Annotated in this window: 25 protein-coding genes; 17 read left to right on the top strand and 8 right to left on the bottom strand. The window is 64.6% G+C overall.

Annotation, left to right across the window (positions count from 1 at the left end; translation table 11 throughout):
• Positions 1–50: 50 nt before the first annotated feature.
• From lptC to ECTHA_RS0105320, 3 genes are read right to left on the bottom strand one after another with little or no spacing between them, the layout of a single operon-like run.
• On the bottom strand, positions 51–623 hold the full coding sequence (lptC, locus tag ECTHA_RS0105330; protein WP_025280575.1) for an LPS export ABC transporter periplasmic protein LptC: 573 nt from the start codon (positions 621–623) through the stop codon (positions 51–53).
• Complete coding sequence (kdsC, locus tag ECTHA_RS0105325; RefSeq protein ID WP_025280576.1) at positions 620–1,147, bottom strand: 3-deoxy-manno-octulosonate-8-phosphatase KdsC; 528 nt, start codon at positions 1,145–1,147, stop codon at positions 620–622. The genes lptC and kdsC overlap by 4 nt, the downstream gene beginning before the upstream one ends.
• A gap of 33 nt (positions 1,148–1,180) precedes the next feature.
• Entirely contained in the window at positions 1,181–2,158 is a 978-nt protein-coding gene (locus ECTHA_RS0105320; protein ID WP_025280577.1) for a KpsF/GutQ family sugar-phosphate isomerase, read from the bottom strand.
• Between the two features lie 38 nt (positions 2,159–2,196).
• On the opposite strand from ECTHA_RS0105320, the gene ECTHA_RS18905 reads away from it, so the two are divergent.
• From ECTHA_RS18905 to hisC, 11 genes are all read left to right on the top strand, one after another.
• Positions 2,197–2,829, top strand: a complete 633-nt coding sequence (locus ECTHA_RS18905) for a DUF72 domain-containing protein (RefSeq protein WP_025280578.1) — start codon at positions 2,197–2,199, stop codon at positions 2,827–2,829.
• 54 nt (positions 2,830–2,883) lie between these two features.
• Complete coding sequence (locus tag ECTHA_RS0105310) at positions 2,884–3,729, top strand: ATP-binding cassette domain-containing protein (protein ID WP_203225319.1); 846 nt, start codon at positions 2,884–2,886, stop codon at positions 3,727–3,729.
• Positions 3,729–4,508 (top strand): lipid asymmetry maintenance ABC transporter permease subunit MlaE, encoded by a 780-nt coding sequence (mlaE, locus tag ECTHA_RS0105305; protein ID WP_203225295.1) that lies wholly within the window; start codon positions 3,729–3,731, stop codon positions 4,506–4,508. The genes ECTHA_RS0105310 and mlaE overlap by 1 nt, the downstream gene beginning before the upstream one ends.
• A gap of 15 nt (positions 4,509–4,523) precedes the next feature.
• Positions 4,524–4,982: an outer membrane lipid asymmetry maintenance protein MlaD gene (gene mlaD / locus ECTHA_RS0105300; protein WP_025280581.1), complete on the top strand. Its 459-nt coding sequence runs from the start codon at positions 4,524–4,526 to the stop codon at positions 4,980–4,982.
• A gap of 83 nt (positions 4,983–5,065) precedes the next feature.
• The gene (locus tag ECTHA_RS0105295) at positions 5,066–5,719 is read left to right on the top strand and encodes an MlaC/ttg2D family ABC transporter substrate-binding protein (RefSeq protein WP_025280582.1); all 654 of its coding nucleotides are present in this window, start codon (positions 5,066–5,068) and stop codon (positions 5,717–5,719) included.
• Positions 5,716–6,024 carry an STAS domain-containing protein gene (locus ECTHA_RS0105290; protein WP_025280583.1) on the top strand — a complete coding sequence of 103 codons (309 nt, stop codon included), beginning with the start codon at positions 5,716–5,718 and terminating at the stop codon, positions 6,022–6,024. The genes ECTHA_RS0105295 and ECTHA_RS0105290 overlap by 4 nt, the downstream gene beginning before the upstream one ends.
• Positions 6,025–6,054: 30 nt before the next feature.
• Positions 6,055–7,314, top strand: coding sequence for a UDP-N-acetylglucosamine 1-carboxyvinyltransferase (gene murA, locus ECTHA_RS0105285; RefSeq protein ID WP_025280584.1), 1,260 nt, complete (start codon positions 6,055–6,057; stop codon positions 7,312–7,314).
• Between the two features lie 4 nt (positions 7,315–7,318).
• A complete protein-coding gene (hisG, locus tag ECTHA_RS0105280) occupies positions 7,319–7,960 on the top strand; it encodes an ATP phosphoribosyltransferase (protein WP_025280585.1) in 642 nt (213 codons plus the stop codon).
• An 83-nt stretch (positions 7,961–8,043) separates the two neighbouring features.
• A complete protein-coding gene (locus tag ECTHA_RS0105275) occupies positions 8,044–9,105 on the top strand; it encodes a 3-deoxy-7-phosphoheptulonate synthase (protein ID WP_025280586.1) in 1,062 nt (353 codons plus the stop codon).
• Positions 9,106–9,119: 14 nt separating this feature from the next.
• Positions 9,120–10,433: a histidinol dehydrogenase gene (hisD, locus tag ECTHA_RS0105270; RefSeq protein WP_025280587.1), complete on the top strand. Its 1,314-nt coding sequence runs from the start codon at positions 9,120–9,122 to the stop codon at positions 10,431–10,433.
• A complete protein-coding gene (gene hisC / locus ECTHA_RS0105265; RefSeq protein ID WP_025280588.1) occupies positions 10,430–11,515 on the top strand; it encodes a histidinol-phosphate transaminase in 1,086 nt (361 codons plus the stop codon). The genes hisD and hisC overlap by 4 nt, the downstream gene beginning before the upstream one ends.
• A 65-nt stretch (positions 11,516–11,580) precedes the next feature.
• Here hisC and ECTHA_RS0105260 read toward each other — a convergent pair whose 3' ends face one another.
• Positions 11,581–12,735, bottom strand: a complete 1,155-nt coding sequence (locus ECTHA_RS0105260; protein WP_025280589.1) for a Do family serine endopeptidase — start codon at positions 12,733–12,735, stop codon at positions 11,581–11,583.
• A 64-nt stretch (positions 12,736–12,799) separates the two neighbouring features.
• Here ECTHA_RS0105260 and ECTHA_RS0105255 point away from each other — a divergent pair, with 64 nt between their 5' ends.
• The 6 genes from ECTHA_RS0105255 to ECTHA_RS0105230 all read left to right on the top strand — a co-directional run bounded on the left by ECTHA_RS0105255 (position 12,800) and on the right by ECTHA_RS0105230 (position 17,677).
• The gene (locus ECTHA_RS0105255; RefSeq protein ID WP_025280590.1) at positions 12,800–13,549 is read left to right on the top strand and encodes a Nif3-like dinuclear metal center hexameric protein; all 750 of its coding nucleotides are present in this window, start codon (positions 12,800–12,802) and stop codon (positions 13,547–13,549) included.
• A gap of 195 nt (positions 13,550–13,744) precedes the next feature.
• Positions 13,745–14,347, top strand: coding sequence for a ubiquinol-cytochrome c reductase iron-sulfur subunit (petA, locus tag ECTHA_RS0105250; protein ID WP_025280591.1), 603 nt, complete (start codon positions 13,745–13,747; stop codon positions 14,345–14,347).
• A complete protein-coding gene (locus ECTHA_RS0105245) occupies positions 14,344–15,726 on the top strand; it encodes a cytochrome b (protein ID WP_025280592.1) in 1,383 nt (460 codons plus the stop codon). Before petA ends, ECTHA_RS0105245 begins: the two co-directional genes overlap by 4 nt.
• Positions 15,726–16,463 carry a cytochrome c1 gene (locus ECTHA_RS0105240; protein WP_025280593.1) on the top strand — a complete coding sequence of 246 codons (738 nt, stop codon included), beginning with the start codon at positions 15,726–15,728 and terminating at the stop codon, positions 16,461–16,463. Before ECTHA_RS0105245 ends, ECTHA_RS0105240 begins: the two co-directional genes overlap by 1 nt.
• An 81-nt stretch (positions 16,464–16,544) precedes the next feature.
• The gene (locus ECTHA_RS0105235; protein WP_025280594.1) at positions 16,545–17,171 is read left to right on the top strand and encodes a glutathione S-transferase N-terminal domain-containing protein; all 627 of its coding nucleotides are present in this window, start codon (positions 16,545–16,547) and stop codon (positions 17,169–17,171) included.
• Positions 17,172–17,266: 95 nt separating this feature from the next.
• Positions 17,267–17,677 carry a ClpXP protease specificity-enhancing factor gene (locus ECTHA_RS0105230; RefSeq protein ID WP_025280595.1) on the top strand — a complete coding sequence of 137 codons (411 nt, stop codon included), beginning with the start codon at positions 17,267–17,269 and terminating at the stop codon, positions 17,675–17,677.
• Between the two features lie 312 nt (positions 17,678–17,989).
• Here ECTHA_RS0105230 and ECTHA_RS0105225 read toward each other — a convergent pair whose 3' ends face one another.
• From ECTHA_RS0105225 to ECTHA_RS17155, 4 genes are read right to left on the bottom strand one after another with little or no spacing between them, the layout of a single operon-like run.
• On the bottom strand, positions 17,990–19,402 hold the full coding sequence (locus tag ECTHA_RS0105225) for an FAD-binding oxidoreductase (RefSeq protein WP_025280596.1): 1,413 nt from the start codon (positions 19,400–19,402) through the stop codon (positions 17,990–17,992).
• Entirely contained in the window at positions 19,399–19,992 is a 594-nt protein-coding gene (locus ECTHA_RS0105220; protein WP_025280597.1) for a phosphoheptose isomerase, read from the bottom strand. The genes ECTHA_RS0105225 and ECTHA_RS0105220 overlap by 4 nt, the downstream gene beginning before the upstream one ends.
• An 18-nt stretch (positions 19,993–20,010) precedes the next feature.
• Positions 20,011–20,364: a YraN family protein gene (locus tag ECTHA_RS0105215; RefSeq protein WP_029762222.1), complete on the bottom strand. Its 354-nt coding sequence runs from the start codon at positions 20,362–20,364 to the stop codon at positions 20,011–20,013.
• Positions 20,358–22,328, bottom strand: a complete 1,971-nt coding sequence (locus ECTHA_RS17155; RefSeq protein ID WP_025280599.1) for a penicillin-binding protein activator — start codon at positions 22,326–22,328, stop codon at positions 20,358–20,360. Before ECTHA_RS17155 ends, ECTHA_RS0105215 begins: the two co-directional genes overlap by 7 nt.
• Between the last annotated feature and the right edge of the window lie 60 nt (positions 22,329–22,388).

Genomic DNA, 22,388 nt, shown 5'->3' with positions numbered 1-22,388 from the left:
ACAGCAAAACGGCCAATAGCAGCCCCGCCACAAACGGACTCGTGGGGATGTCAGTGCGGAACATAGGTGCCTCTCACCTGACTCTCAAGTTCCAGGGTATCCCGGGTCAGATCCAAAGTCATGCCCACTCCCTCCGCCTCCCGATGAGTGCTCACCATGCGGGCCAGTGCATCGGTTTGTGCCTGGCGGGGCAGGGTCCACACCGTGACATCCCGGCTGGTGATGGTGATGGGGGCGTGATCGGGGGCCTCGGGGCGGTCCAGACGCACGTTGCCCAGCAGTTGCACTTCGTCGCCGGCGGGTGAAATCCAGCCGTGTTCGGAACGCAGGGTCCAGTCGGGAGCGGGGGGGTGTTCCATGATCAGCACCGGGGCCTCCACATGACTGGAACGGTCCGCCTGGCGCTGCTCCAGTCGGGCGCCGGAGAGCCGGTACTTGAGGTTGCCGGACTCGTCCATGCTCCAGACCACGAAATCCTCGGCAAAGAACTGATTGGCCTCGGGATCTATCTGGGTGGTCGGCACGACGCGTCGTTCCTGGGCATTCTCGGCGAGCCAGAAGCCGACCACGGCCACCAGGGTGAGTGCCAGGATCAGCAGCAGTCCTGAAAGGCGGCGACTCATTCCAGGTAGGGGGCCAGGGCGACCTGCAGGTTGTCCTGGGCCTCCAGTATGAACTCGCAGGCCTCACGCACCGCTCCACGGCCGCCGCCTGCCCGGGTGATGTAGTGGGCATGCTCGCGCACCAGGGGGTGGGCATCGGCCACGGCAATGGCCATGACGACGCGACGCATCACGGGCAGATCCACCACGTCGTCCCCCATGTAGGCAGCATGTTCGATACCCACGCCAGCCGCCTCCAGCAATCCACCCAGGGCATCCAGCTTGTCGCGACGGCCCTGGACGATGTGCTGGATGCCCAGGTCACGGCAGCGGTGTTCCACCACCTGAGAGCGTCGCCCGGTGAGGATGCCGATCTGAACGCCGCTGTCGGCCAGCATGCGGATGCCATGACCATCACGGCTGTTGAAGGCCTTGTACTGCTGGCCATCGTCCCCCAGGTAGAGGCTGCCATCGGTGAGCACGCCGTCCACGTCAAGGATGAGGAAGCGCACGTCGCGGGCACGTTGTCTTGGCGTATCATTCATGGGGCAAGGATACCACGGGGCCGTCGTACCACTTCAGACCACGCCGGCGCGCAGCAGGTCATGCATGTTCAGGGCTCCAACCAGGTGCTGGCCCACGTCCACCACCGGCAGGGCGCTGATCTTGTGGTCCTCCATCACCTTGAGGGCCTCGGCTGCCAGCATGCCCGACTGCACCGTCTTGCACTGGCGGGTCATGACATCACCGATGCACGTGCCACGGATGTCGATGCCGCGGTCCAGGGTGCGGCGCAGGTCGCCGTCGGTATACACGCCGATCAGGTTGCGGTGCTCGTCCACCACCGCGGTCATTCCCAGGCCCTGGCGGGTGATTTCCATGAGGGCGTCGGTCAGTGGGGCATCGGCCCGCACCAGGGGTATGCGTTCACCCGTGTGCATGATATCCCCCACATGCAGCAGCAGGCGCCGCCCCAGGCGACCACCGGGGTGGGAGCGGGCAAAGTCATCGGCGGTGAAGCCCCGGGCCTCCAGCATGGCCACAGCCAGTGCATCACCCATGGCCAGGGTGGCGGTGGTGCTGGAGGTGGGGGCCAGGCCCAGGGGGCAGGCCTCCGCGGCGACGCTCACATCCAGGTGCACGTTGGCCTCCCGGGCCAGCGTGGAACGCGGATTGCCGGTCAGGGCGATCAGGGGGACGCCCAGGCGGCGGATCAATGGCAGGATGGTGAGGAGTTCATCGGTCTCCCCGGAATTGGACAGGGCCAGCGCCGTGTCCCCGGTGGTGATCATGCCCAGATCGCCGTGGCTGGCCTCGCCCGGATGGACGAAGAAGGCCGGGGTGCCGGTGCTGGCCAGGGTGGCGGCGATCTTGCCGCCCACATGGCCGGATTTTCCCATGCCGGTGACCACCACACGCCCGGTGCAGGCCAGCATGTACTCGCAGGCACGGACAAAGCGTTCATCCAGGCGGGGGATGAGATCGCGGATACCCTGAGCCTCGTTCTCCAGGACGGCCCGGGCCATGTCCAAAGTCTTGTCGGGATTGAGCTTCATCGGCGAAACACTACCTCAAGGCGGGAGCGGATTAAACAATGGGACAAGGCAAGTCTTTCCACCTCACGCTGGGCGCCCGTGACTGGGAGCACCCGGCGTGGGTGGCGCAATTCTACCCCCAGGACATGCCGGCGTCCTGGCGTCTGTGCTTTTACGCCAACGAGTTCTCTGCGGTTCTCGTGCCTGCACAGCGGTGGCAAGGCACAGAGGTGTCGGATTGGCGGGGCTGGCTCGGTGAGGTGCGGGAGGACTTCCGGTTTTATCTGGAACTGGCGGACCCCGGGGGAGTGGATGTGGAGCACCTGGGACGCCTGCGGGAGACCCTGGGGCCCCAATTGGCGGGCCTCGTGGTGCCCGAGGCCATGCGCGTGCCCGGGGAGGGGGGAGGGTACACTCCGGCCATGGGCCCGTGGCCGGATGGCCTGCCTTGTTACTCGGCCAGTGCCCCGGCGACACATGCCCGCTTGTGGACGGGGCCGGACACGCAGGCGCCTTGCGGGCCGGTGGGGCGGGTGGTCCTGCCATCAGGGGCGCACCCGCGTGTCCTGCGTGACCATCTGGAGGCGTTCGCTCGGTGCTCGCAAGGCCGCTCGGGCGTGTTGTTCCTGGATGCCCCGCCCGCCGTCATGGGGCAAACCGTCACCCTGGCCGGCTTGCTGGGGTTCACTTGACAGCCCCGGCGCTCCGACAGATCATGATCGCGGCTCGATTGATATTCGACGATCATTACCCTGCCAAGGAACGTCCCTATTTCCCCCATCCCCGATAAAACCCCCTGGATCGAGATCCGCAATGTGCATTTTGCCCGCGGTGACCGCAAGATCTTTGATGGGCTGGATATCACCATCCCCCGGGGGCAGGTGACGGCCATCATGGGTCCCAGCGGCACGGGCAAGACCACCCTGCTGCGGCTGATCGGCGGCCAGCTCAAGCCCGACCGGGGGCAGGTGCTCGTGGAAGGGCAGGACGTGCATCGGCTTTCCCTGCGGGAGCTTTACCGCCTGCGGCGGCGCATGGGCATGCTGTTCCAGAGCGGGGCGCTGCTCACCGATCTCAATGTCTTCGACAACGTGGCCTTCCCCATCCGCGAGAATACCCGCCTGCCCGAGCCGGTGGTGCGTAATCTGGTGCTGATGAAGCTGGAGGCCGTGGGATTGCGCGGCGCCTGGGCCCTGCAGCCCAGCGAACTCTCCGGCGGCATGGCCCGGCGCGTGGCCCTGGCGCGGGCCATCGCCCTGGATCCGCTGTTGATGATGTACGACGAGCCCTTCACGGGCCTCGATCCCATCACCATGGCCGTGATCGTGTCGTTGATCCGACGCCTGAACGATGCCCTGGGCATGACCAGCATCGTGGTCTCCCACGATGTGGCGGAGGCCAATTCCATCGCCGACTGGGTGTATCTCATCTCCGACGGCCGGGTGGTGGACCAGGGGTCGCCGTCGCAACTGCAGCGGGAGGCCTCGGACTGGTCGCGTCAGTTTCTGGAGGGGCTGCCCGATGGGCCGGTGCCGTTCCATTACCCGGCGCCGGACTACCTGGATGATCTGATGACGGGTGGACGATCCTGATGGGCGCATTCCAGCGGCTGGGACAATGGAGTCTGGGAGTGCTCGAGCGCCTTGGGCGTGGACATCTGTTCCTGTTCCGTACCCTGCTGGCCCTGGGGCCGCTGGCGATGCGGCCCCGGCTGCTGATCCGCGAACTCTATTCGGTGGGCGTGCTGTCCTTGCTCATCATTGTGGTGTCAGGGCTGTTCGTGGGCATGGTGCTCGGGTACCAGGGCTATATCACCCTGGTGGACTTCGGTGCCGCCGAGATCCTGGGTGCGGTGGTGGCGCTGTCGCTGGTGCGGGAACTGGGGCCGGTGGTCACGGCATTGCTGTTTGCCGGCCGGGCCGGTTCGGCCCTCACTGCAGAGATCGGCCTGATGAAGGCCACCGAACAGCTCTCCAGCATGGAGATGATGGCGGTGGATCCCTACAAGCGGGTGATCGCGCCGCGTTTTCTGGCGGCGGTGATCTCCCTGCCCCTGCTGGCGGCCATCTTCAGTGCCGTGGGGGTGATGGGCGGATATTTCATCGGTGTGGGCCTGCTGGGCGTGGACTCGGGGTCCTATTGGTCGCAGATGCAGGCCAGTGTGGATCTGTTCGAGGATGTGATGAACGGTGTCATCAAGAGCATGGTCTTTGGTTTGGTGGCCGCCTGGATTGCCGTCTACGAGGGCTATGACTGTGCGCCCACGTCGGAGGGCGTGAGCCGGGCCACCACCCGCACCGTGGTGCATACCGCATTGGCCGTACTGGCCCTGGACTTTATTCTCACCGGACTGATGTTCGGTGACCTCTGATAACGGGACGGCAAGATGACGACACGCTGGATCGAAATCACCGTGGGCATCTTCGTGGCCCTGGGGCTGGCAGGCCTTTTCATGCTGGCGCTGCAGGTGAGCAACCTGGGTGAATACCGCGGTGGCGAAGGCTATGAGGTGCATGCCCATTTCAATAACATCGGCGGGCTCAAGGTGCGCGCCCCGGTGACCATCTCCGGCGTGCGTGTGGGTCGGGTCACGGATATTCGCTACGATCCCCAGCGTTACCAGGCGCGGGTGACCATGAATATCTCCGCTGCGCATGATTATCTGCCCACCGACACGCAGGCCAGCATCTATACCGCCGGTTTGCTGGGAGAGCAGTACATCGCTCTGGAGCCTGGTGGGGAGGAAGAGGTGCTGGCGGATGGCGACACCATCCTGTTCACCCAATCGGCGGTGGTGCTTGAGGAATTGATCGGGCGCATGTTGGTCAATATGACCAGTGATTAAGCCGTAAGGATTCGCCCGGCCCATTCAGCCCCGGTTCATGCCCCGGGGCGCAGCATCGCAGAACCATCGAACCGGAGTCCGTCATGAAGTCGTTCTTTCATTTACTGCTAGCCGCCCTGCTGGTCGTGGCCACCTCGATGTCCGTCGCCCAGGCCTCCCTGCCCGACAAGGACCCGGTCGACCTGGTCAGGAATACGGCCGACAAGGTCCTGGAAAAACTGCGCGAGGACCCGGAGCGGACCCGCGAGGATCCTGAATTCCTGTTCGAACTGGTGGATGACATCATCCTGCCGCTGATCGACTGGCAGGGCATGTCGCGGCTGATCCTGGCCCGCCACTGGCGCACTGCCGAGCCCGAGCAGCGGGAGCGGTTCGTGAGGGCCTTCCGCAACATGCTGGTACGCACCTACACCCTGCAGATGGCCGAGCACAAGGACAAGGACATCCGCGTACTGCCTCACCGCAGTTTCACCGATGACCGCATGGCCTCGGTGGCCAGCGAGATCGTCATGGGCCAGGGGCGCTCCAACATCAGCGTGAATTACAGCCTGCGGCCCGTGGACGGGGAATGGAAGGTCTTCGACCTGACCGTGGAGGGCCTGAGCTTCGTGACCAACTTCCGCACCAATTTCGGGGCCGAGGTGGATCGTCACGGCCTGGATGCCCTGATAGAGCGCCTGGAGGAGGGTGATGAGTCCCTCATCGAGGAGGCCATCGAGGCGGGGCAGGAACAGTGACCGAGGCCCGCCTGGAATCCGGTGATCAAGGCATGCGTCTGGTGGGGGAACTCACCCAACAGACCGTGCCAGATCTCTGGGCCGAGTCCCGGAAACGCTTCAAGGAGGGGCAAGGCGGCTGCCGGGTGGATCTGTCCGGGGTGACCCGCACCGATTCCGCGGGGGTGGCCCTGCTGGTGGAGTGGATGCGTCTGTGCGGCGGTCCGGAGGGAGGGCTGCGGTTCGTGGGTGTGCCGGATCGCATGTGGGGCCTGATCCGTCTCAGTGACCTGGATGGCGTGATGCCCCTGGAGCGGGACGACTGACGGCCGGATTTCCGCTATCATCCCACCCCCATGGACAAACTCATCATCAGCGGTGGCGGCCCTCTCCAGGGCGACGTGCGTATTTCCGGCGCCAAGAACGCGGTGCTGCCCATCCTGGCGGCCACGCTCCTGGCCGACGGGCCCATGACCATCGGCAACGTCCCGCATTTGCAGGACGTGACCACCACCATGGAGTTGCTCGGACGGATGGGCGTGACGCTCACCGTGGACGAGCGCATGCGCATCGAGGTGAACCCCGACACTCTTCGCGAATGCGTGGCGCCGTATGAGCTGGTGCGCACCATGCGCGCCTCCATCCTGGTACTGGGGCCCCTGCTGGCCCGGCATGGCGAGGCGGAAGTCTCCCTGCCTGGCGGTTGCGCCATTGGCTCGCGTCCGGTGAACATCCATCTGGAGGGGCTGGCGGCCATGGGGGCCGATATCCAGGTGGAGGGGGGCTACATCCGTGCCCGGGCGCGTCGCCTCAAGGGAGCGAAGCTGGTGCTGGACACGGTGACCGTGACCGGCACCGAAAACCTGCTCATGGCGGCCACCCTGGCCGAGGGCACCACGATCATCGAAAATGCCGCCCGGGAGCCGGAGATCATCGACCTGGCCAACTGCCTGAATGCCATGGGTGCCCAGGTGAGCGGTGCCGGCACCGATACCCTGATCATCGAGGGTGTGACCTCGCTCAGGGGGTGCGCCTATGACGTGCTGCCGGACCGCATCGAGACCGGGACCTTCCTGGTGGCCGGGGCCATCACCGGTGGCCAGGTGCGAACCCGCAACACCGAGCCCAAGACCCTGGACGCCGTGCTGGTGAAGCTGGAAGAGGCCGGGGCGGAGTTGGATGTGGGTCAGGACTGGATCAGCCTGGACATGAAGGGTCGACGCCCGCGGGCCGTGAGTCTGCGCACGGCGCCCTATCCGGCCTTTCCCACCGACATGCAGGCCCAGTTCGTGGCCCTGAATACCGTGGCGGAAGGTACGGCCACCATCACCGAGACGGTGTTCGAGAACCGCTTCATGCATGCCCTGGAGATGCAGCGCATGGGAGCGGACATCCGCATCGAGGGCAATACTGCCGTCATCCGCGGCGTACCGCGCCTCAAGGGGGCCCCGGTGATGGCCACGGACCTGCGCGCCTCGGCCAGCCTGATCCTGGCGGGCCTGGTGGGCGACGGCGACACCCTGGTGGATCGCATTTATCACATTGATCGCGGCTATGAGTGCATCGAGGAGAAGCTGTCCCAGCTTGGTGCCATCATTCGCCGCGTGCCCGGATGATTTCATGCCTGAACAGACATTGACCATCGCCCTGTCCAAGGGGCGCATCTACAAGGACACCCTCCCTTTGCTGGCCCAGGCCGGCATCGAGCCGGTGGACGATCCGGAGACCAGCCGCAAGCTCATCCTGGATACCAATCACCCGGATGTGAAGGTGGTGGTGATTCGTGCCACCGATGTCCCCACCTATGTGCAGTACGGAGCCGCCGATGTGGGCGTCTCCGGCAAGGATGTGCTCATGGAGCATGGCGGGGAGGGCATCTACGAGCCCCTGGACCTGCGCATCGCCCGTTGCCGCCTGATGGTGGCCGGGCACCCGGGTGCGACACAACGGGCCGGGCGCCTGCGGGTGGCCACCAAGTTCGTCAACACCACGCGCCGTTATTACGCTGAGCAGGGGCGGCAGGTGGAGATCATCAAGCTTTATGGTTCCATGGAGCTGGCGCCCCTGGTGGGTCTGGCCGATTGCATCGTGGACCTGGTGGACACCGGAAATACCCTGCGCGCCAATGGCCTGGAACCGCTGGAGCATATTGCCGACATCAGCTCCCGCCTGATCGTCAACAAGGCCTCGATGAAGATGAAGTCCGCTCGCGTCAAGGCGCTGATCCAGTCCATGGATACGGCGGTTTCTCAGGCGGCGTGAGCCTCCACCCGGGTGAAGTCGATGCCCGTGACTCAGCCAGGGAAGATCCTCCTCAGACTCGACACGTATTGCCCAAGGTACCCATGCAGCACCCCACCGACGACCTGAAGATCATCAATATCCGCGAGGCCCTGCCACCACGGCAGTTGCACGAGGAGTTGCCCATCAACGAGGCAGCCGCCACCACGGTCTACGAAGCCCGCCAGGCGATTCAGGGCATCCTGCAGGGCACGGATGACCGTCTTCTCGTGATTGCGGGCCCCTGCTCCATCCACGATGTGGAGGCAGGGAAGGATTATGCGCGGCGGCTGAAGGCCCTGCGGGACGAGCTGTCCCGCGACCTGGTGGTCATCATGCGCGTGTATTTCGAGAAGCCGCGCACCGTGGTGGGCTGGAAGGGCCTGATCAACGACCCCAACCTGGACGGCAGCTTCGAGATCAACAAGGGGCTGCGCCTGGCCCGGGGGCTGTTGCTGGACCTGGCCCGGGAGGGCATGCCGGCGGCCACGGAATACCTGGACCTGATCAGCCCCCAGTATGTCTCCGATCTGGTGGCCTGGGGCGCCATCGGCGCGCGCACCACCGAGAGTCAGGTGCACCGGGAACTGGCCTCTGGCCTGTCCTGTCCGGTGGGGTTCAAGAACAGCACCGATGGCAGCCTGCAGGTGGCCATCGACGCCATTCGCTCGGCCTCCAAGCCGCATCACTTCCTCTCCGTGACCAAGGCGGGTCACTCGGCAATCTTCTCCACAGCCGGCAATCCCGATTGCCACATCATCCTGCGCGGTGGGCGCAAACCCAATTACGATGCCAAGAGCCTGGACGAGGCGGCCGAGGCCCTTGGGGACGCCGGTCTGCCGGCTCACATGATGATCGATTGCAGCCATGGCAACAGCCGCAAGGACCCGGCAAAGCAGGTGGACGTGGCCCATTCAGTGGCCCGGCAGGTGGCCAGCGGAGATCGGCGCATCATGGGTGTTATGCTGGAGAGCCACCTGGTGGCTGGACGGCAGGATCTGGTTGCCGACAAGCCCCTCGTTTATGGGCAGAGCATTACGGACGCCTGCATGAACTGGGACGATACCATCCCCGTGTTGAGGGACCTGGCCGCAGGTGTGCGGGAGCGCCGTTCCAAGGCGTCGTAGCTGGAGATATCGTCATGCCAAAGATCAATCGACTGGATTCCACACAGACCGACTTCATGGTCCGGCTCGACGAGCTGCTGGCCTGGGAAGGGGTCTCCGATGAGGCCGTGACCCGCGCCGTCACCGACATCCTGGCAGACGTGCGCCAGCGTGGCGATGCGGCGGTGCTGGAATACACCGCCCGTTTCGATCGCCTGGAGTGCCACGACCTGCATGAACTGGAAATTCCCCAGACGCGCCTGGCCCGGGCACTGGAGACCATTCCTCAGGAACAGCGTGAGGCCCTGGAGCGCGCCGCCGCTCGCGTGCGCAGCTATGCCGAACACCAGAAGATGTCTGATTGGTGCTACACCGAGGCCGATGGCACGATGCTGGGGCAGAAGGTCACGCCCCTGGACCGGGTGGGCCTGTACGTGCCCGGCGGCAAGGCCGCCTATCCCTCGTCGGTGATCATGAACGCCGTGCCCGCCAAGGTGGCCGGAGTGCCCGAGGTGATCATGGTGGTGCCTACCCCGGACGGCGTGGTGAACGACCTGGTGCTGGCGGCGGCGTCTGTAGCCGGTGTTGATCGGGTGTTCGCCATCGGCGGCGCCCAGGCGGTGGCCGCTCTGGCCTATGGCACCCAGACGGTGCCACCGGTGGACAAGATCGTCGGGCCCGGCAACATTTATGTGGCCACCGCCAAGCGCATGGTCTTCGGTACCGTGGGCATCGACATGGTGGCCGGTCCCTCGGAAATTCTGGTGGTCTGCGATGGCAAGACCGACCCGCGCTGGATCGCTGCTGACCTGTTCTCCCAGGCGGAGCATGACGAGGATGCCCAGGCCATGCTGGTCAGTCCGGATGGTGCCTTTCTGGATGGGGTGGCCGCTGCCATGGACGAGCTGCTCACCGAGATGCCGCGGGCCGGGATCATTCGCACCTCCCTGGCGGACCGAGGGGCACTGATCCAGGTGCGGGACATGGAGGAGGCGGTGCAGGTGGCCAACCACATTGCACCGGAGCACCTTGAACTGTCGGTGGCAGATCCCGAGACCCTGGTGCCGGGTATTCGTCATGCGGGCGCCATCTTCATGGGACGTCACACGGCCGAGGCGGTGGGGGATTACTGCGCCGGCCCCAACCATGTGCTGCCCACCTCGCGCACGGCCCGCTTTTCCTCGCCACTGGGGGTGTATGATTTCCAGAAGCGTTCCAGCCTGATCCAGTGCTCCCCGGCGGGCGCTGCCGATCTGGGCCGCACGGCCTCGGTTCTGGCCCGGGGCGAGGGCCTGGTCGCCCATGCGCGTTCCGCGGAATACCGCCAGGACCCGGATGCCCAGCCATGACCATGGCCACGCCTGCGGACCTTGTTCGGCCACAGATTCGGGAACTGTCTGCTTATCCCGTGCCCTCGTCCCAGGGACTGGTTAAGCTGGACGCCATGGAAAACCCCTACGAATGGCCCGCATCACTGCAATCAGCCTGGGCTGAGCGCCTGTCCCGGGTGGCCATGAACCGCTATCCCGATCCTCAGGGCACACGTCTGACCCTGGCGCTGCGCCGGGTGATGCAGGTGCCCGATGCGGCGCGATTGATGCTGGGCAATGGCTCGGACGAATTGATCCAGATCCTGCTCATGGCCGTGGCTGCTCCGGGGCGCGTGATCATGGCACCAGAGCCGGGTTTCGTCATGTATCGCATGATCTCCCGCTGGCTGGGCCTGGAGTTCGTGGGTGTCCCCCTCAATGAGGACTTCTCCCTGGACATGCCCGCCATGGAGCGGGCCCTGGACACCCATCAACCCGCGGTGGTCTTCCTGGCCTATCCCAATAACCCCACCGGTAACCGCTGGTCGCGGCAGGACGTGGAGTCGCTGATTGCCCGTGCACCGGGGCTGGTGGTCGTGGACGAGGCCTATGGCCCCTTTGCCGATGACAGCTTTCTGGCCGACCTGGATCGGTATGAGCGCCTGCTGGTGATGCGGACCGTGTCCAAGCTGGGCCTGGCCGGTCTGCGACTGGGGTATCTGTGCGGCCCTGCGCCTTGGATGGACGAGTTGGAGAAGGTGCGTCTGCCCTACAACGTGAACGTGCTCACCCAGGTGGCGGCGGAATTCGCCCTGGACCATCACGAGGTGCTGGACGAGCAGGCGGCAGCCATTCGCCGGGATCGCGAGGTCCTGCACCAATCGCTGGAGTCGATATCGGGGGTCAAGCCCTTCCCCAGTGAGGCCAACTTCGTCCTTTTCCGGGTGCCGCGAGGCAAGGGGCGAGTGGTGTTCGAGGGTATCCGTGATCGCGGCGTGCTCATCAAGGACCTCTCCGGCCAGGGTGGCCTGCTTGCCGATTGCCTGCGCGTGACGGTGGGCACGCCCGCGGAGAATCAGCAGTTCCTGGAGGCCCTGAAAGGCGCACTCGCCACCGCCTGAAGCGACAGAGGATTGTGTGGGCGGCGGCCCTCGGCCGCGAAAGCGCGAAAGCGGTGGTCGCTGAATCAGCGCCTCGCCGTCGGTCTTTTCCCCACCTCGGCCCGGATCTCGAAGGGCTCCCCATCGCGCAGCCCCTGGATGCGCAGGGTCTTGCCCGGTTTTTTGCGGGCGATGAAATTCAGGGCGTCCTGGGCGTCGTTGATGCGGTCGCCATCGATATGGGTGAAGATGTCCCCGGGGCGGATGCCGGCCCGGGCCGCCGGTCCGGTGCCCAGCACGCCGGCGATGAGGATGCCCCGGCTGTCCGCGAGACCGAAGGACTGGGCCAGTTGCGGCGTGATCTCCTGTACCTCGATGCCCAGCCAGCCGCGCACCACGGCCCCCTGCTCGATGATCTGGGTCATCACGTCCCGAGCCAGATCCACGGGGATCGCGAAACCGATGCCCTGCGACCCCCCCGAGCGGGTGAAGATGGCGGTGTTCACGCCCACCAGTTCGCCATGGGCGTTGACCAGGGCGCCGCCTGAGTTGCCAGGATTGATGGCGGCGTCGGTCTGAATGAAATCCTCGTAGGTGTTGATGCCCAGTCGACTGCGGCCGGTGGCGCTGACGATCCCCTGGGTCACGGTCTGTCCCACGCCAAATGGGTTGCCGATGGCCAGGACCACATCCCCCACACGCAGGTGCCGCGAGTCTCCCACCACGATGCTGGGCAGGGGGCCTTCACCGGATTCGATGCGCAGCACGGCCAGGTCCGTCTCCGGATCCGTGCCCACCACCTGGGCCGGCAGGTTACGCCCATCGGCGAGCATGGTCTCGATCTCGTCGGCGCCCTCAATGACGTGGTTGTTGGTGAGGATGTACCCTTGCGGGCTGATGATCACACCGGAGCCCAGGCTGGTCTGGGTGCGACGTTGCGGAGTGTCGAAGCGATCACCGAAGAACTGACGAAACACCGGGTCGTCCATGAAGGGATGACCCCGTTGCACCACCGTCTTGCGTGTGTGGATGTTCACCACTGCAGGGGTGGCCCGGTCGACCGCGTCGGCATAGGAGACCGGTCCCTCTCCCAGGACGAGCGGCGCAGGCCGGTCGCTCTGCAACACCTCCACTCGCGGCTGCGGTTCCCGCAGCAGGTCGGGGAAGAACAGCAGCATGAGCACGGCCACAGCCACGCCGACGCCAACCACCTGCAGAAGGAAGGGACTGATTCGGATCATGCCGCTACAATAACACAATGCTTATATACGCAGTTTGAAGCGCTGCCCATTACGGAGGTCCCCCATGGTTGCCATCCAGGATCTGGTGAGTCACGTCGATGACCTGCTCAACGTGAGTGCCTTCACCGACTACAGCCCCAATGGGTTGCAGGTGCAGGGGCGACCCCATGTGGGTCGGCTGGTCACCGGCGTCACTGCCAGTCGCGCCCTGATCGAAGCGGCGATCCAGCATGGGGCCGATGCCCTGCTGGTGCATCATGGGTATTTCTGGAAAGGTGAGGATGCCCGCGTCACCGGCATGAAGCGCGAACGCTTGCGCCTGCTGCTGGCCCACGACATCAACCTGCTGGCCTATCATCTGCCTCTGGATGCTCATCCGGAACTGGGCAACAACGCCCAACTGGCGCGGTTGCTGGAGTTTCAGGTGGAGGGCCTCATGCGCCCCGACGGCGTGGGCAACTTTGGTCGTCCGCTGCAGGTCCTATCAGGACAGGAATTGAAGGATCGCATCGCCCGGCGACTGCAACGTGAGCCCTTGTGGATTGCATCCGGCCCGGAGTCCATCCAGCGTGTGGGTTGGTGCACCGGCGGTGCCCAGGGAATGATCGAGCAGGCCGTGGCCCTGGGGCTGGATGCCTTCATCACCGGCGAGGTCTCCGAGCAGACCGTGCATGTGGCCCGCGAGGAGGGCATTCACTTTTTTGCGGCGGGGCATCATGCCACCGAACGCTATGGACCGAAGGCTTTGGGTGAATACCTGGCTCAAACATTAGCACTTTCGCATGAATTTATAGATATTGAAAACCCTATTTAAATCAGAGTGGTACGGATTCTGTGCCAGTTTTCTCTTGACCTCTGGGGCTTCTTCGGGAATGCTACCGCGTTTTGAGTGCCCCGGTGGGCCGAGGGGTTTTAGTGTCAGGCGGCGCGTCTTTCCTTGCGCTCGGTCGGCGCCGGGCGCCCAGCGGCCAGCGGCTTTTTGTTGGAACTCAACGGGAGATCTTAATTAATGTCTTATGAAGACGTGAACCAGAATCGACGGCGATTCCTGGTGGCGGCGACCAGCGTGGTCGGCGGGGCCGGGGTCGCAGCGTTAGCCTATCCGTATCTGGCATCGTGGTCCCCCAGTGCGCGTGCTCAGGCAGCGGGTGCACCGGTGGAATTCGATGTAAGCCAGGTTGAGCCCGGTCAGTTGGTTCGTGTCGAATGGCGCGGCCAGCCTGTGTGGATCACTCACCGCACGCCGGAAATGCTTGATCTGCTTCCGGAAAACCGGCCACGCCTGGTGGATCCGGACTCCCAGGTGGAGTCGCAGCAGCCCGCCTACGCACAAAACGAAACCCGCTCCAGAAAGCCGGAATACTCCGTGCTGGTGGGCATCTGCACCCACTTGGGCTGCTCGCCCAGTTACCGCCCCGAACTGGCTCCGTCCGACCTGGGGGAAAACTGGAAGGGCGGTTACTTCTGCGCCTGCCACGGCTCGCGCTTCGATCTGGCCGGGCGCGTATGGCGCAATATGCCAGCGCCCACAAACCTGGTGGTGCCCGTGCACAAGTATGAGTCGGAAACACTGCTCGTCATCGGTGAGGACGAGGAAGGAGTCGCATTATGAGAGCTCTTCTAGAATGGGTCGACGCCAGGTATCCGCTCACCAAGACCTGGAATGAGCACCTGGCGCAGTACTACGCGCCGAAGAATTTCAACTTCTGGTATTACTTCGGTTCTCTGGCCATGCTGGTGCTGGCCATCCAGATCGTGTCGGGCATTTTCCTGACCATGTTCTACAAGCCGGATGCCGAACTGGCATTTGCTTCCGTTGAATACATCATGCGTGACGTGGAATGGGGCTGGCTCATCCGCTACATGCACACCACGGGGGCGTCGGCCTTCTTCATCGTGGTCTATCTGCACATGTTCCGTGCCCTGCTTTACGGTTCCTACAAGAAGCCGCGTGAACTGGTGTGGGTGATCGGTGTGGCCATCTACCTGGTGCTCATGGCCGAGGCATTTGCCGGCTACATGCTGCCCTGGGGTCAGATGTCCTACTGGGGTGCGCAGGTGATCGTGAATCTGTTCGCGACCATACCGTTCATCGGCCCTGAGCTGGTGACCTGGATCCGTGGTGACTTCCTGATCTCTGATGCCACGCTGACCCGGTTCTTTGCTCTGCACGTGGCTGCCCTGCCGCTGGTGCTGATCATGCTGGTGTTTGCCCACATCGTGGCGCTGCATGCCGTGGGTTCCAATAACCCGGATGGTGTGGACATCAAGAAGTTCAAGGGTGACGACGGCGTTCCTCTGGACGGTATTCCCTTCCACCCCTACTACACCGTCAAGGACATGATCGGCTTCGGCGTCTTCCTGATCCTGTTCTTCGCCGTGGTGTTCTTCGCCCCGGAAGCCGGCGGCTACTTCATCGAGAAGGCCAACTTTGAACAGGCCGATCCGATGGTGACCCCCGATCTGATCCATCCCGTGTGGTACTTCGGTACTTTCTACACCATCCTGCGCGTGGTGCCCGATCCGTTCCTTGGCGTGTTGCTGATGTTCGGTGCGGTGCTGATCCTGTTCTTCCTGCCCTGGCTGGATCGCAACCCCATCAACTCCGTGCGCTATCGCAGTGCCATCCACAAGTTCAACCTGGTGGTATTCGCCATCGCGTTCATCGTTCTGGGTTGGCTGGGCATGCAGGCGGTGGAGCCCTTCTACGCAGAACTGGGTCTACGTCTGACCACGATCTACTGCGCGTTCTTCTTCGTGTTGTGGTTCCATAGCAAGCCTCGATCCTTCACGTTCAGCTGGGCCTCCTTCCTGGTCATCGTGGCAGGTTACACCTACTGGGATTTCCTGCGGGTCGAGGGCGGCGCCGATCCGACCATGGCCATGACCTGGTGGCTTCTGCCCACGGCGTACCTGACGATCTGCCTGCTGGCACCCCTGTACACGAGCTTCAACGAGGAAAAGCCGGTTCCGGCGAGGGTGACTTCGTGATGAAAAAATTTGCGACATTAGCATTTGTAGTGGCCTGCCTGGTGCCGGCGGGTCCGGCCATGGCGGCCGGGCCGTCCGCCCCCCTGGATCGGGCCAACATCGACCTGAGCGATACCGCATCCATTCAGCGGGGGGCCGAGTACTTCTTCCAGTACTGCATCGGCTGTCATTCCCTGGAGCATGCGCGTTACAACCGCATCGGTCAGGATCTGGGTCTCACCGACGAGCAGGTGGCGGAGAAGTTCGTGCACACTCGGGATGCTGCTGGCGATCCCACGGGTGTGGGCGAGTTGATCAAGATCGCCATGCGTCCGGATGATGCCGAGGAATGGTTCGCGCAGCCCGCGCCGGACCTGACTCTCACCGCTCGCGCCAATAGCCCGGACTGGATCTACACCGTGCTGCGCAACTTCTACCTGGATGATTCCCGCCCTCTGGGCGTGAACAACGCCACCTTCGAGGCCATGGGCATGCCCCATGTCCTGTGGGAGCTTCAGGGCTGGCAGAAGAACGTGGGCGAGGACGGCGAGATCAAGCTGGAACTGGTGGAAGAGGGCAAGATGTCCGCTGAGGAATATGACGAAGTGGTCCGCGACATCACCGCCTTCATGACCTACGTGGCCGAGCCGATCCGCATGGAGCGCGAAGCCATGGGCATGTACGTGATCTGGTTCCTGATCGTGTTCACCATCCTGGCCTACCTGTTGAAGAAGGAATACTGGCGCGACGTTCATTGATCGTCATCGTTAGCCCGGGGCAGGGACGCCCCCCGTGTTTGGCGGTCGCGCATGGCGCGGCCTGCCTTATGGAGAGCCTCCATGGCGTTAGTCGCCAACCGTAGATCCGTCATGACGCTCTTTTCAGCACCCGCCTGTCCGCGTTGCCACGCGGTGAGAGTTGTGCTGGCTGAAAAGGACATCACCGTCGATATCACCCATATCGACCCTGAATCCAGACCCGAAGACCTGTCCCATCTCAATCCCTACAATTCCGTACCCACCCTTGTGGATCGGGACCTGGTTTTGTACGGTACGCAGGTCATACAGGAATATCTGGACGAGCGATTTCCTCATCCGCCGCTGATGCCGGTGGACCCGGTTTCCCGTGCCACGGCCCGATTGGCCCTGTATCGCATCGAACAGGACTGGTATCGGGGTGTGGAGAATCTGGAGGCAGCCACAGACAAGGCTGCAGCCAATCGCGCGCGCAAGATCCTGCTGGAGAGCCTCGTGTCCTCAAGCGAGATCTTCGCCATCAAGCCCTATTTTCTCAGTGATGAATTCAGCCTGGTGGATGCTGCGGTGGCGCCGGTGCTATGGCGCTTGCCCACCCTGGGAATCCCCATGGACAAGCTGCCAAAGCCCGTGCGGGACTATGGTCGCCGCGTGTTTGCGCGCGAGGCTTTCCAGCACAGCCTCACCGAGGCAGAAAAGGAAATGCACTGATCACGGGGCCTCGGGCGGTTGTGCTTCCGTTACCGGGCACCGCGCAGGCGCCCCGCGACCCACGTCAGCAAGAGCAGCCCAGTTTGAGCCCTACCATGACTTCCAGTCGTCCCTACCTGATTCGAGCCATTTACGAGTGGATCGCCGACAATGACATGACGCCCCACCTGCTGGTGGACGCGGCGCCGGAAGTGGTGGTGCCGCGCGAGTATGTGGAGGCGGGTCGTATCGTGCTGAACGTGGCCCCCATGGCGGTCAGCGCTCTGAGCATTGGCAATGAAGAGGTGACGTTCAGCGCCCGCTTTGGTGGGCGTCCCATGAACGTGATCATCCCCGTGGATCGGGTGCTGGCCATCTACACGCGCGAGAACGGCCAGGGCATGATGTTCGCCGAGCCCGGCGATGGCGATGAGCCTCCGCCGGAGGGTGGCGGGGACGATAACGGCTCCGGCACCGGCGATTCCGGCGCCCAGAAGAAGGGCCCGAGCCTTCGGGTGGTCAAGTAAACCCTCACCACCCTGTGTGATTCTGACTGTGGGAGCGGCCCTCGGCCGCGAAGGGTCAGAGCCCGCACACCATCCCCCTCGGTTGGCAGCGGAGTGAACCTCGTCGGGGCGGTATGCCTGTCCGCGGGACGCCGTGAATACATCCCTGTAGGCTTGGCCGCCGCATCCATGCGGCGAACACCCGCTCCCAGGCACACCGCCCCGACGAGGTTCGGAGGCTGTTGTGGCTTCGTTTTGAGAAGACCCTTCGCGGCCGAGGGCCGCTCCCACATGCGTGCGCAGCGAAACGCCCGGTGGCCCCCCGGTGGCGGGCTACTGTGGGGCGGGCGGCACGCCCTTGCCAGGATTGAGGATGCCCGCCGGATCGAAGGTGGCCTTGATGCCCTCCATCAGACCGAGCACTTCTGCTCCCAGCTCCCGACCCACAAAATCCCGCTTGGCCAGCCCCACGCCGTGTTCGCCGGAGATGCTGCCGCGCAGCTCCAGTACCAGGGTGAACACCTGGTCCAGGCAGGTCGCGGCGGCCTTCATCTGACGGGCGTCGTCCGGGTCGATCAGCAGATTGACGTGGATGTTGCCGTTGCCGGCATGTCCGAAGCAGACGATGGTGATGTCATGTCGGCGGCCCAGTGACTCCAGACCCCGGATCAGCTCGGGGATGCGGGAGACCGGCACCACTACATCCTCGTTGATCTTCTTGGGTGCCACGCGCCGCAGGGCAGGGGAGAGTGCCTTGCGAGTGGCCCACAGGGCCTTGACCTCGTTTTCGGATTTGGCCAGCGCCACGCTCAGGTTGCCTTTCCCGCGGGCCGCATCGGCCACCCTTTGGGCGGCGTCATCCAGCCCTGCCAGGGGGCCGTCCACTTCAATCATCAGCAGCGCCCCCGCGGCTTCGGGAAGGTTTGCCTGGGAATAGTCGCGGATCATTTCGATGGCTCGGCCATCCATGAATTCCAGGGCGCAGGGCACCACCGGCTGAGCCATGATGCGGGAGACGGCCTGGGCGGCAGCATCCATGGAGTCATACACTGCCTGCAGGGTGCGCTTTCCCTCTGCCAGGGGGGTGAGGCGCAAGGTGGCCTGGGTAATGACGCCCAGTGTTCCCTCCGAGCCGATCAACAGGCGGGTGAGGTCATAGCCCACCACGCCCTTGGTGGTGTAGACGCCCGTGCGAAGCAGGCGCCCGGCCCCGGTGACGGCCGTGAGGCCCAGGGTGTTTTCCCGGGGGGTGCCGTATTTCACCGCCCGGGGTCCGGCCGAGTTGTAGGCCAGGTTGCCGCCCACGGTGCAGTAGGCCGCGCTGGTGGGGTCCGGGGGCCAGAAAAACCCGTGTTGGGCGGCGGCATCCTGCACCGCCTGATTGGTCACCCCTGGCTCCACCACCATCATCCGGTTGTCCGGGTCCACTTCCAGAATGCGGTTCATGCGCTCCATGGAGAGCACCACGCCTCCCTGATCGGGCACGGTGGCACCCGTGGTGCCCGAGCCAAGCCCTCGGGTCACCAGCGGGATCCAGTGGCTTCGGCAGGCATCCACCAGGGCCTGGATCTGGTCCGCGTCTGTGGCGAAAGCCACCGCCTGCGGTGGCGCATGCAGACGCGAGTTGTCGCCGCCGTAGGGCCAGCGATCGGCCGCTTCCGTCAGTAGATTGCCTGCCCCCACCGCGTCCTTGAGGGCCTTGATGGCCGCCTTGGACAGAGGCCTTTCCGGATCGGGAGTGGTCATGGGCGGATACCCAGCAGCTGCCGATCAATCAGATCGCACAGGGAGTGGATGACCACCAGGTGCACCTCCTGGATACGTGCCGTGCGCTCGGAGGGTACACGGATCTCCACGTCGCGCTCCGTCAGTAATTCCGCCAGCGGGCCTCCATCCCGTCCGGTCAGGGCGATCACCTGCAGATCACGTTCACGCGCTGCATGGATGGCTTCAAGGATGTTGGGTGACCGGCCGGAGGTGGAAATGGCCACGAGCACATCACCCCCCTGTCCCAGCACGCGAACCTGCCGGGCGAAGATCTGCTCGAAGGCATCGTCATTGGCGATGGAGGTGAGGGTGGAGGTATCGGTGGTCAGGGCGATGGCGGGGAGGCCCGGTCGGTCATGTTCGAACCGGTTGACCATCTCCGAGGCAAAATGCTGGGCATCCGCTGCCGACCCACCGTTGCCGCAGATCAGGACCTTGTGTCCGCCCAGAAGGGCCCCGAGCAGGTTGTTGGCGGCCAGTTCGATGGCGGGGGGCAGGGCGTCGGCTGCTGCCTGATGGGTTTCCAGGGTTTCGGCGAAGGTCTGGCGGATGATGTCTTGCAGATTCATTGAACGGGCTCGGTTGGATCAGGCTTGCGCCTCAAAGGCATTGGGTATCCACTGGATGCGGTCGTCGGCCTCGATGGCGATCACGTCGAGACGGGCCGGGCGCTGACAGCCGTGGATTTGCAGATAATACGCTGCGGCGCCCAGGATGCGCCGCTGCTTGCGGTGGTTGATGCTGGCGGCCGCGCCCCCGTAGCGCCCCGATCGGCGCTGACGCACTTCAACGAACACCAGGCTGTCGCGGTCCTCCATGATCAGATCGATCTCGCCCACCTTGCAGCGGAACTGGGCGCGAACGAACCGCAAGCCCCGGGATTCCAGATAGGTCCGCGCACGGGCCTCGGCCACGTCCCCCTGCGCCCGTCGGTTCACCATGCCGCGTCACCCAGTGGGTTGATCAGCCCATCGCCAATACCGATGACCCGCGGCTCCCCCTCGATGAAGCGTGCCCAGTTGAGTTCGCGGATGATGCGTCGTTGCTCGTCCAGGTGCAGTCGCCCGGTCAGGCCCTGGTGATACTCGCCCCGCTGGCGGGCCAGTCGTTCCACCATCGAACTCACCTGCAGGGCGTCGAAGCCCAGGGCCACCAGCCGTGGCAACTGCTGTGAGGTGCTCGAGAGCTGGTCGTTCAGGGTCTCGCGCAGTTCCGGGCGAGGGTTGACCTGATCCAGAAGCCAGGGGATGTCGGCAAAGACGATGCCGTTCAGGTCGGCATCGGCGCGGGCATCGGGTCGCCCGGAATAGATATGCGAGGTGGCGATCACCGGCAGGTCGCCGGCCTGGTAGTAGCGCAGTTGCGGGCGGATCAGGCGGGCCTGGCGAGGGCCGCCCGACAGGAAGATGACGTCTACATCGCCACGATACCGGGGCTCATCAGCGTCACGATCTGCCCGACCGTCGTCCGATGGACGGCGTCGATGGGTGGGGCGGGTATCGCGGATCTGCAGTCCCTGGATGATCGTGTCGCTGTAATCGGTGGCCTCGGGGGCATAGAACTGGACATCGCGCACCAGGCCACCCAGGGTCTCGTAACGGTCCTCAAAGGCGCGATGCAGACGCTCACCCAGTTCGGTGCGGGGCACCATCACCACTGCATCATGATGCCCGTCGAGTACCGCACGTTCTGCCGCCTGGACGGCCTCATCCTCCGGGTTCAGCCCGAATTGATAGAGATTGTCCGGGTAACTGTCCCGGGTTTCGGCCCGGTTCAGCGCCAGCACGGGCACCGGCAAGGAGGATTCTCGCGCGAAGCGGTTCACGGCCGAGCGCTCAAGAGGGCCGATCACCAGGCTGGCCCCGGCTTCCACGGCCTTTTCGTACTGGGTCCAGCTGGCGTCCGCCTGCTCGCCCGTGTCGTACACCCTAAGCGTTGTGCGTTCTTCCCTGGGGGTGTCGTAGTAGGCGGCGACGATGCCCTCGAGGATGGCGTTGGCGGAGGACCCGAAACGCCCGGTGAGCGGCAGCAGTACCGCCACGTGATCTGGGTGCCGTGTATAGGCAGCCCATTGCTCCCGCAGGCGCTCCAGGAAGACCGGGTCGGCCGGGTGATCCCGGTGGCGCTCACGCCAGTCATCCAGGGCATCCTCCAGAACGCGCGGACTGGGGGGGGTGGTCCGGGCCACATGACCCAGGTCCAGCCAGCCCCGGGTGGCCGCCCGGTCGGCCTGATCCCGCAGGGCTTCGAGGGCGCCCGGGTCCAGTTCCTGGGTCAGCGCCCAGAGTCGTTCGAATGCTTGCTGGCGTCGGTCGTCATCGGGCTGGCGTGCGCCCAGGGCGTCCCAGGCGTCCACTGCCCTGATCCAGTCCTCTCGATGGCCATGGGCGCGGGCCTCCACCTCCAGGGCCTGGCGGGCGAGGCGGTCGGGCAGGGCCCTGGGGTCTTCCGGCAGCCTCTCGAGGGCAGTGCCGGGGTCCCCCTCCAGTAATGCCAGTCGCGCCGCCAGGATGTCCAGGCGCGCTGGCTCGTCGCCCTCCAGACGACGTCGGTCGATCTCCTCCAGTAACCGCCCGGCCCGGTTCCGCTGGGCCTGGGTGGCGTCCTCTCGGGTGAGAATCTCCAGGGCCTCCAATTGAACGCGCGCACGGGGTGTGGCTCTCAGGCCCTGAGCGATCTCCAGGTAAAGATCTGCCGCTTGCTGATACTCCTGGGCCTCCTCGAGGGCCTGAGCCTGAGCCAGGCGCTCTTCGGCGTCGTCCATGGGGCGAGGGATGCCAGCGCAAGCGGAAAGCAGCAGCGTGATGACCAGCAGGAATGCCACGATCCCCACCCCGCGCCAGGGGGGGCTTGCCCGGTGGGCGTTTCCATGGAGGGCCTGGCGGGCGTGGGGTTGTCTGTCCATCGGTGATCCACAGGGTCGCATTGGGCGGGTGGCCGAGCCTTCCCGGAGCGCTTCTGCCGG

Source organism: Ectothiorhodospira haloalkaliphila ATCC 51935 (genome assembly GCF_000633935.1).
Lineage (GTDB): Bacteria > Pseudomonadota > Gammaproteobacteria > Ectothiorhodospirales > Ectothiorhodospiraceae > Ectothiorhodospira > Ectothiorhodospira haloalkaliphila.
This window is presented reverse-complemented; position numbering and strand designations above follow the sequence as displayed.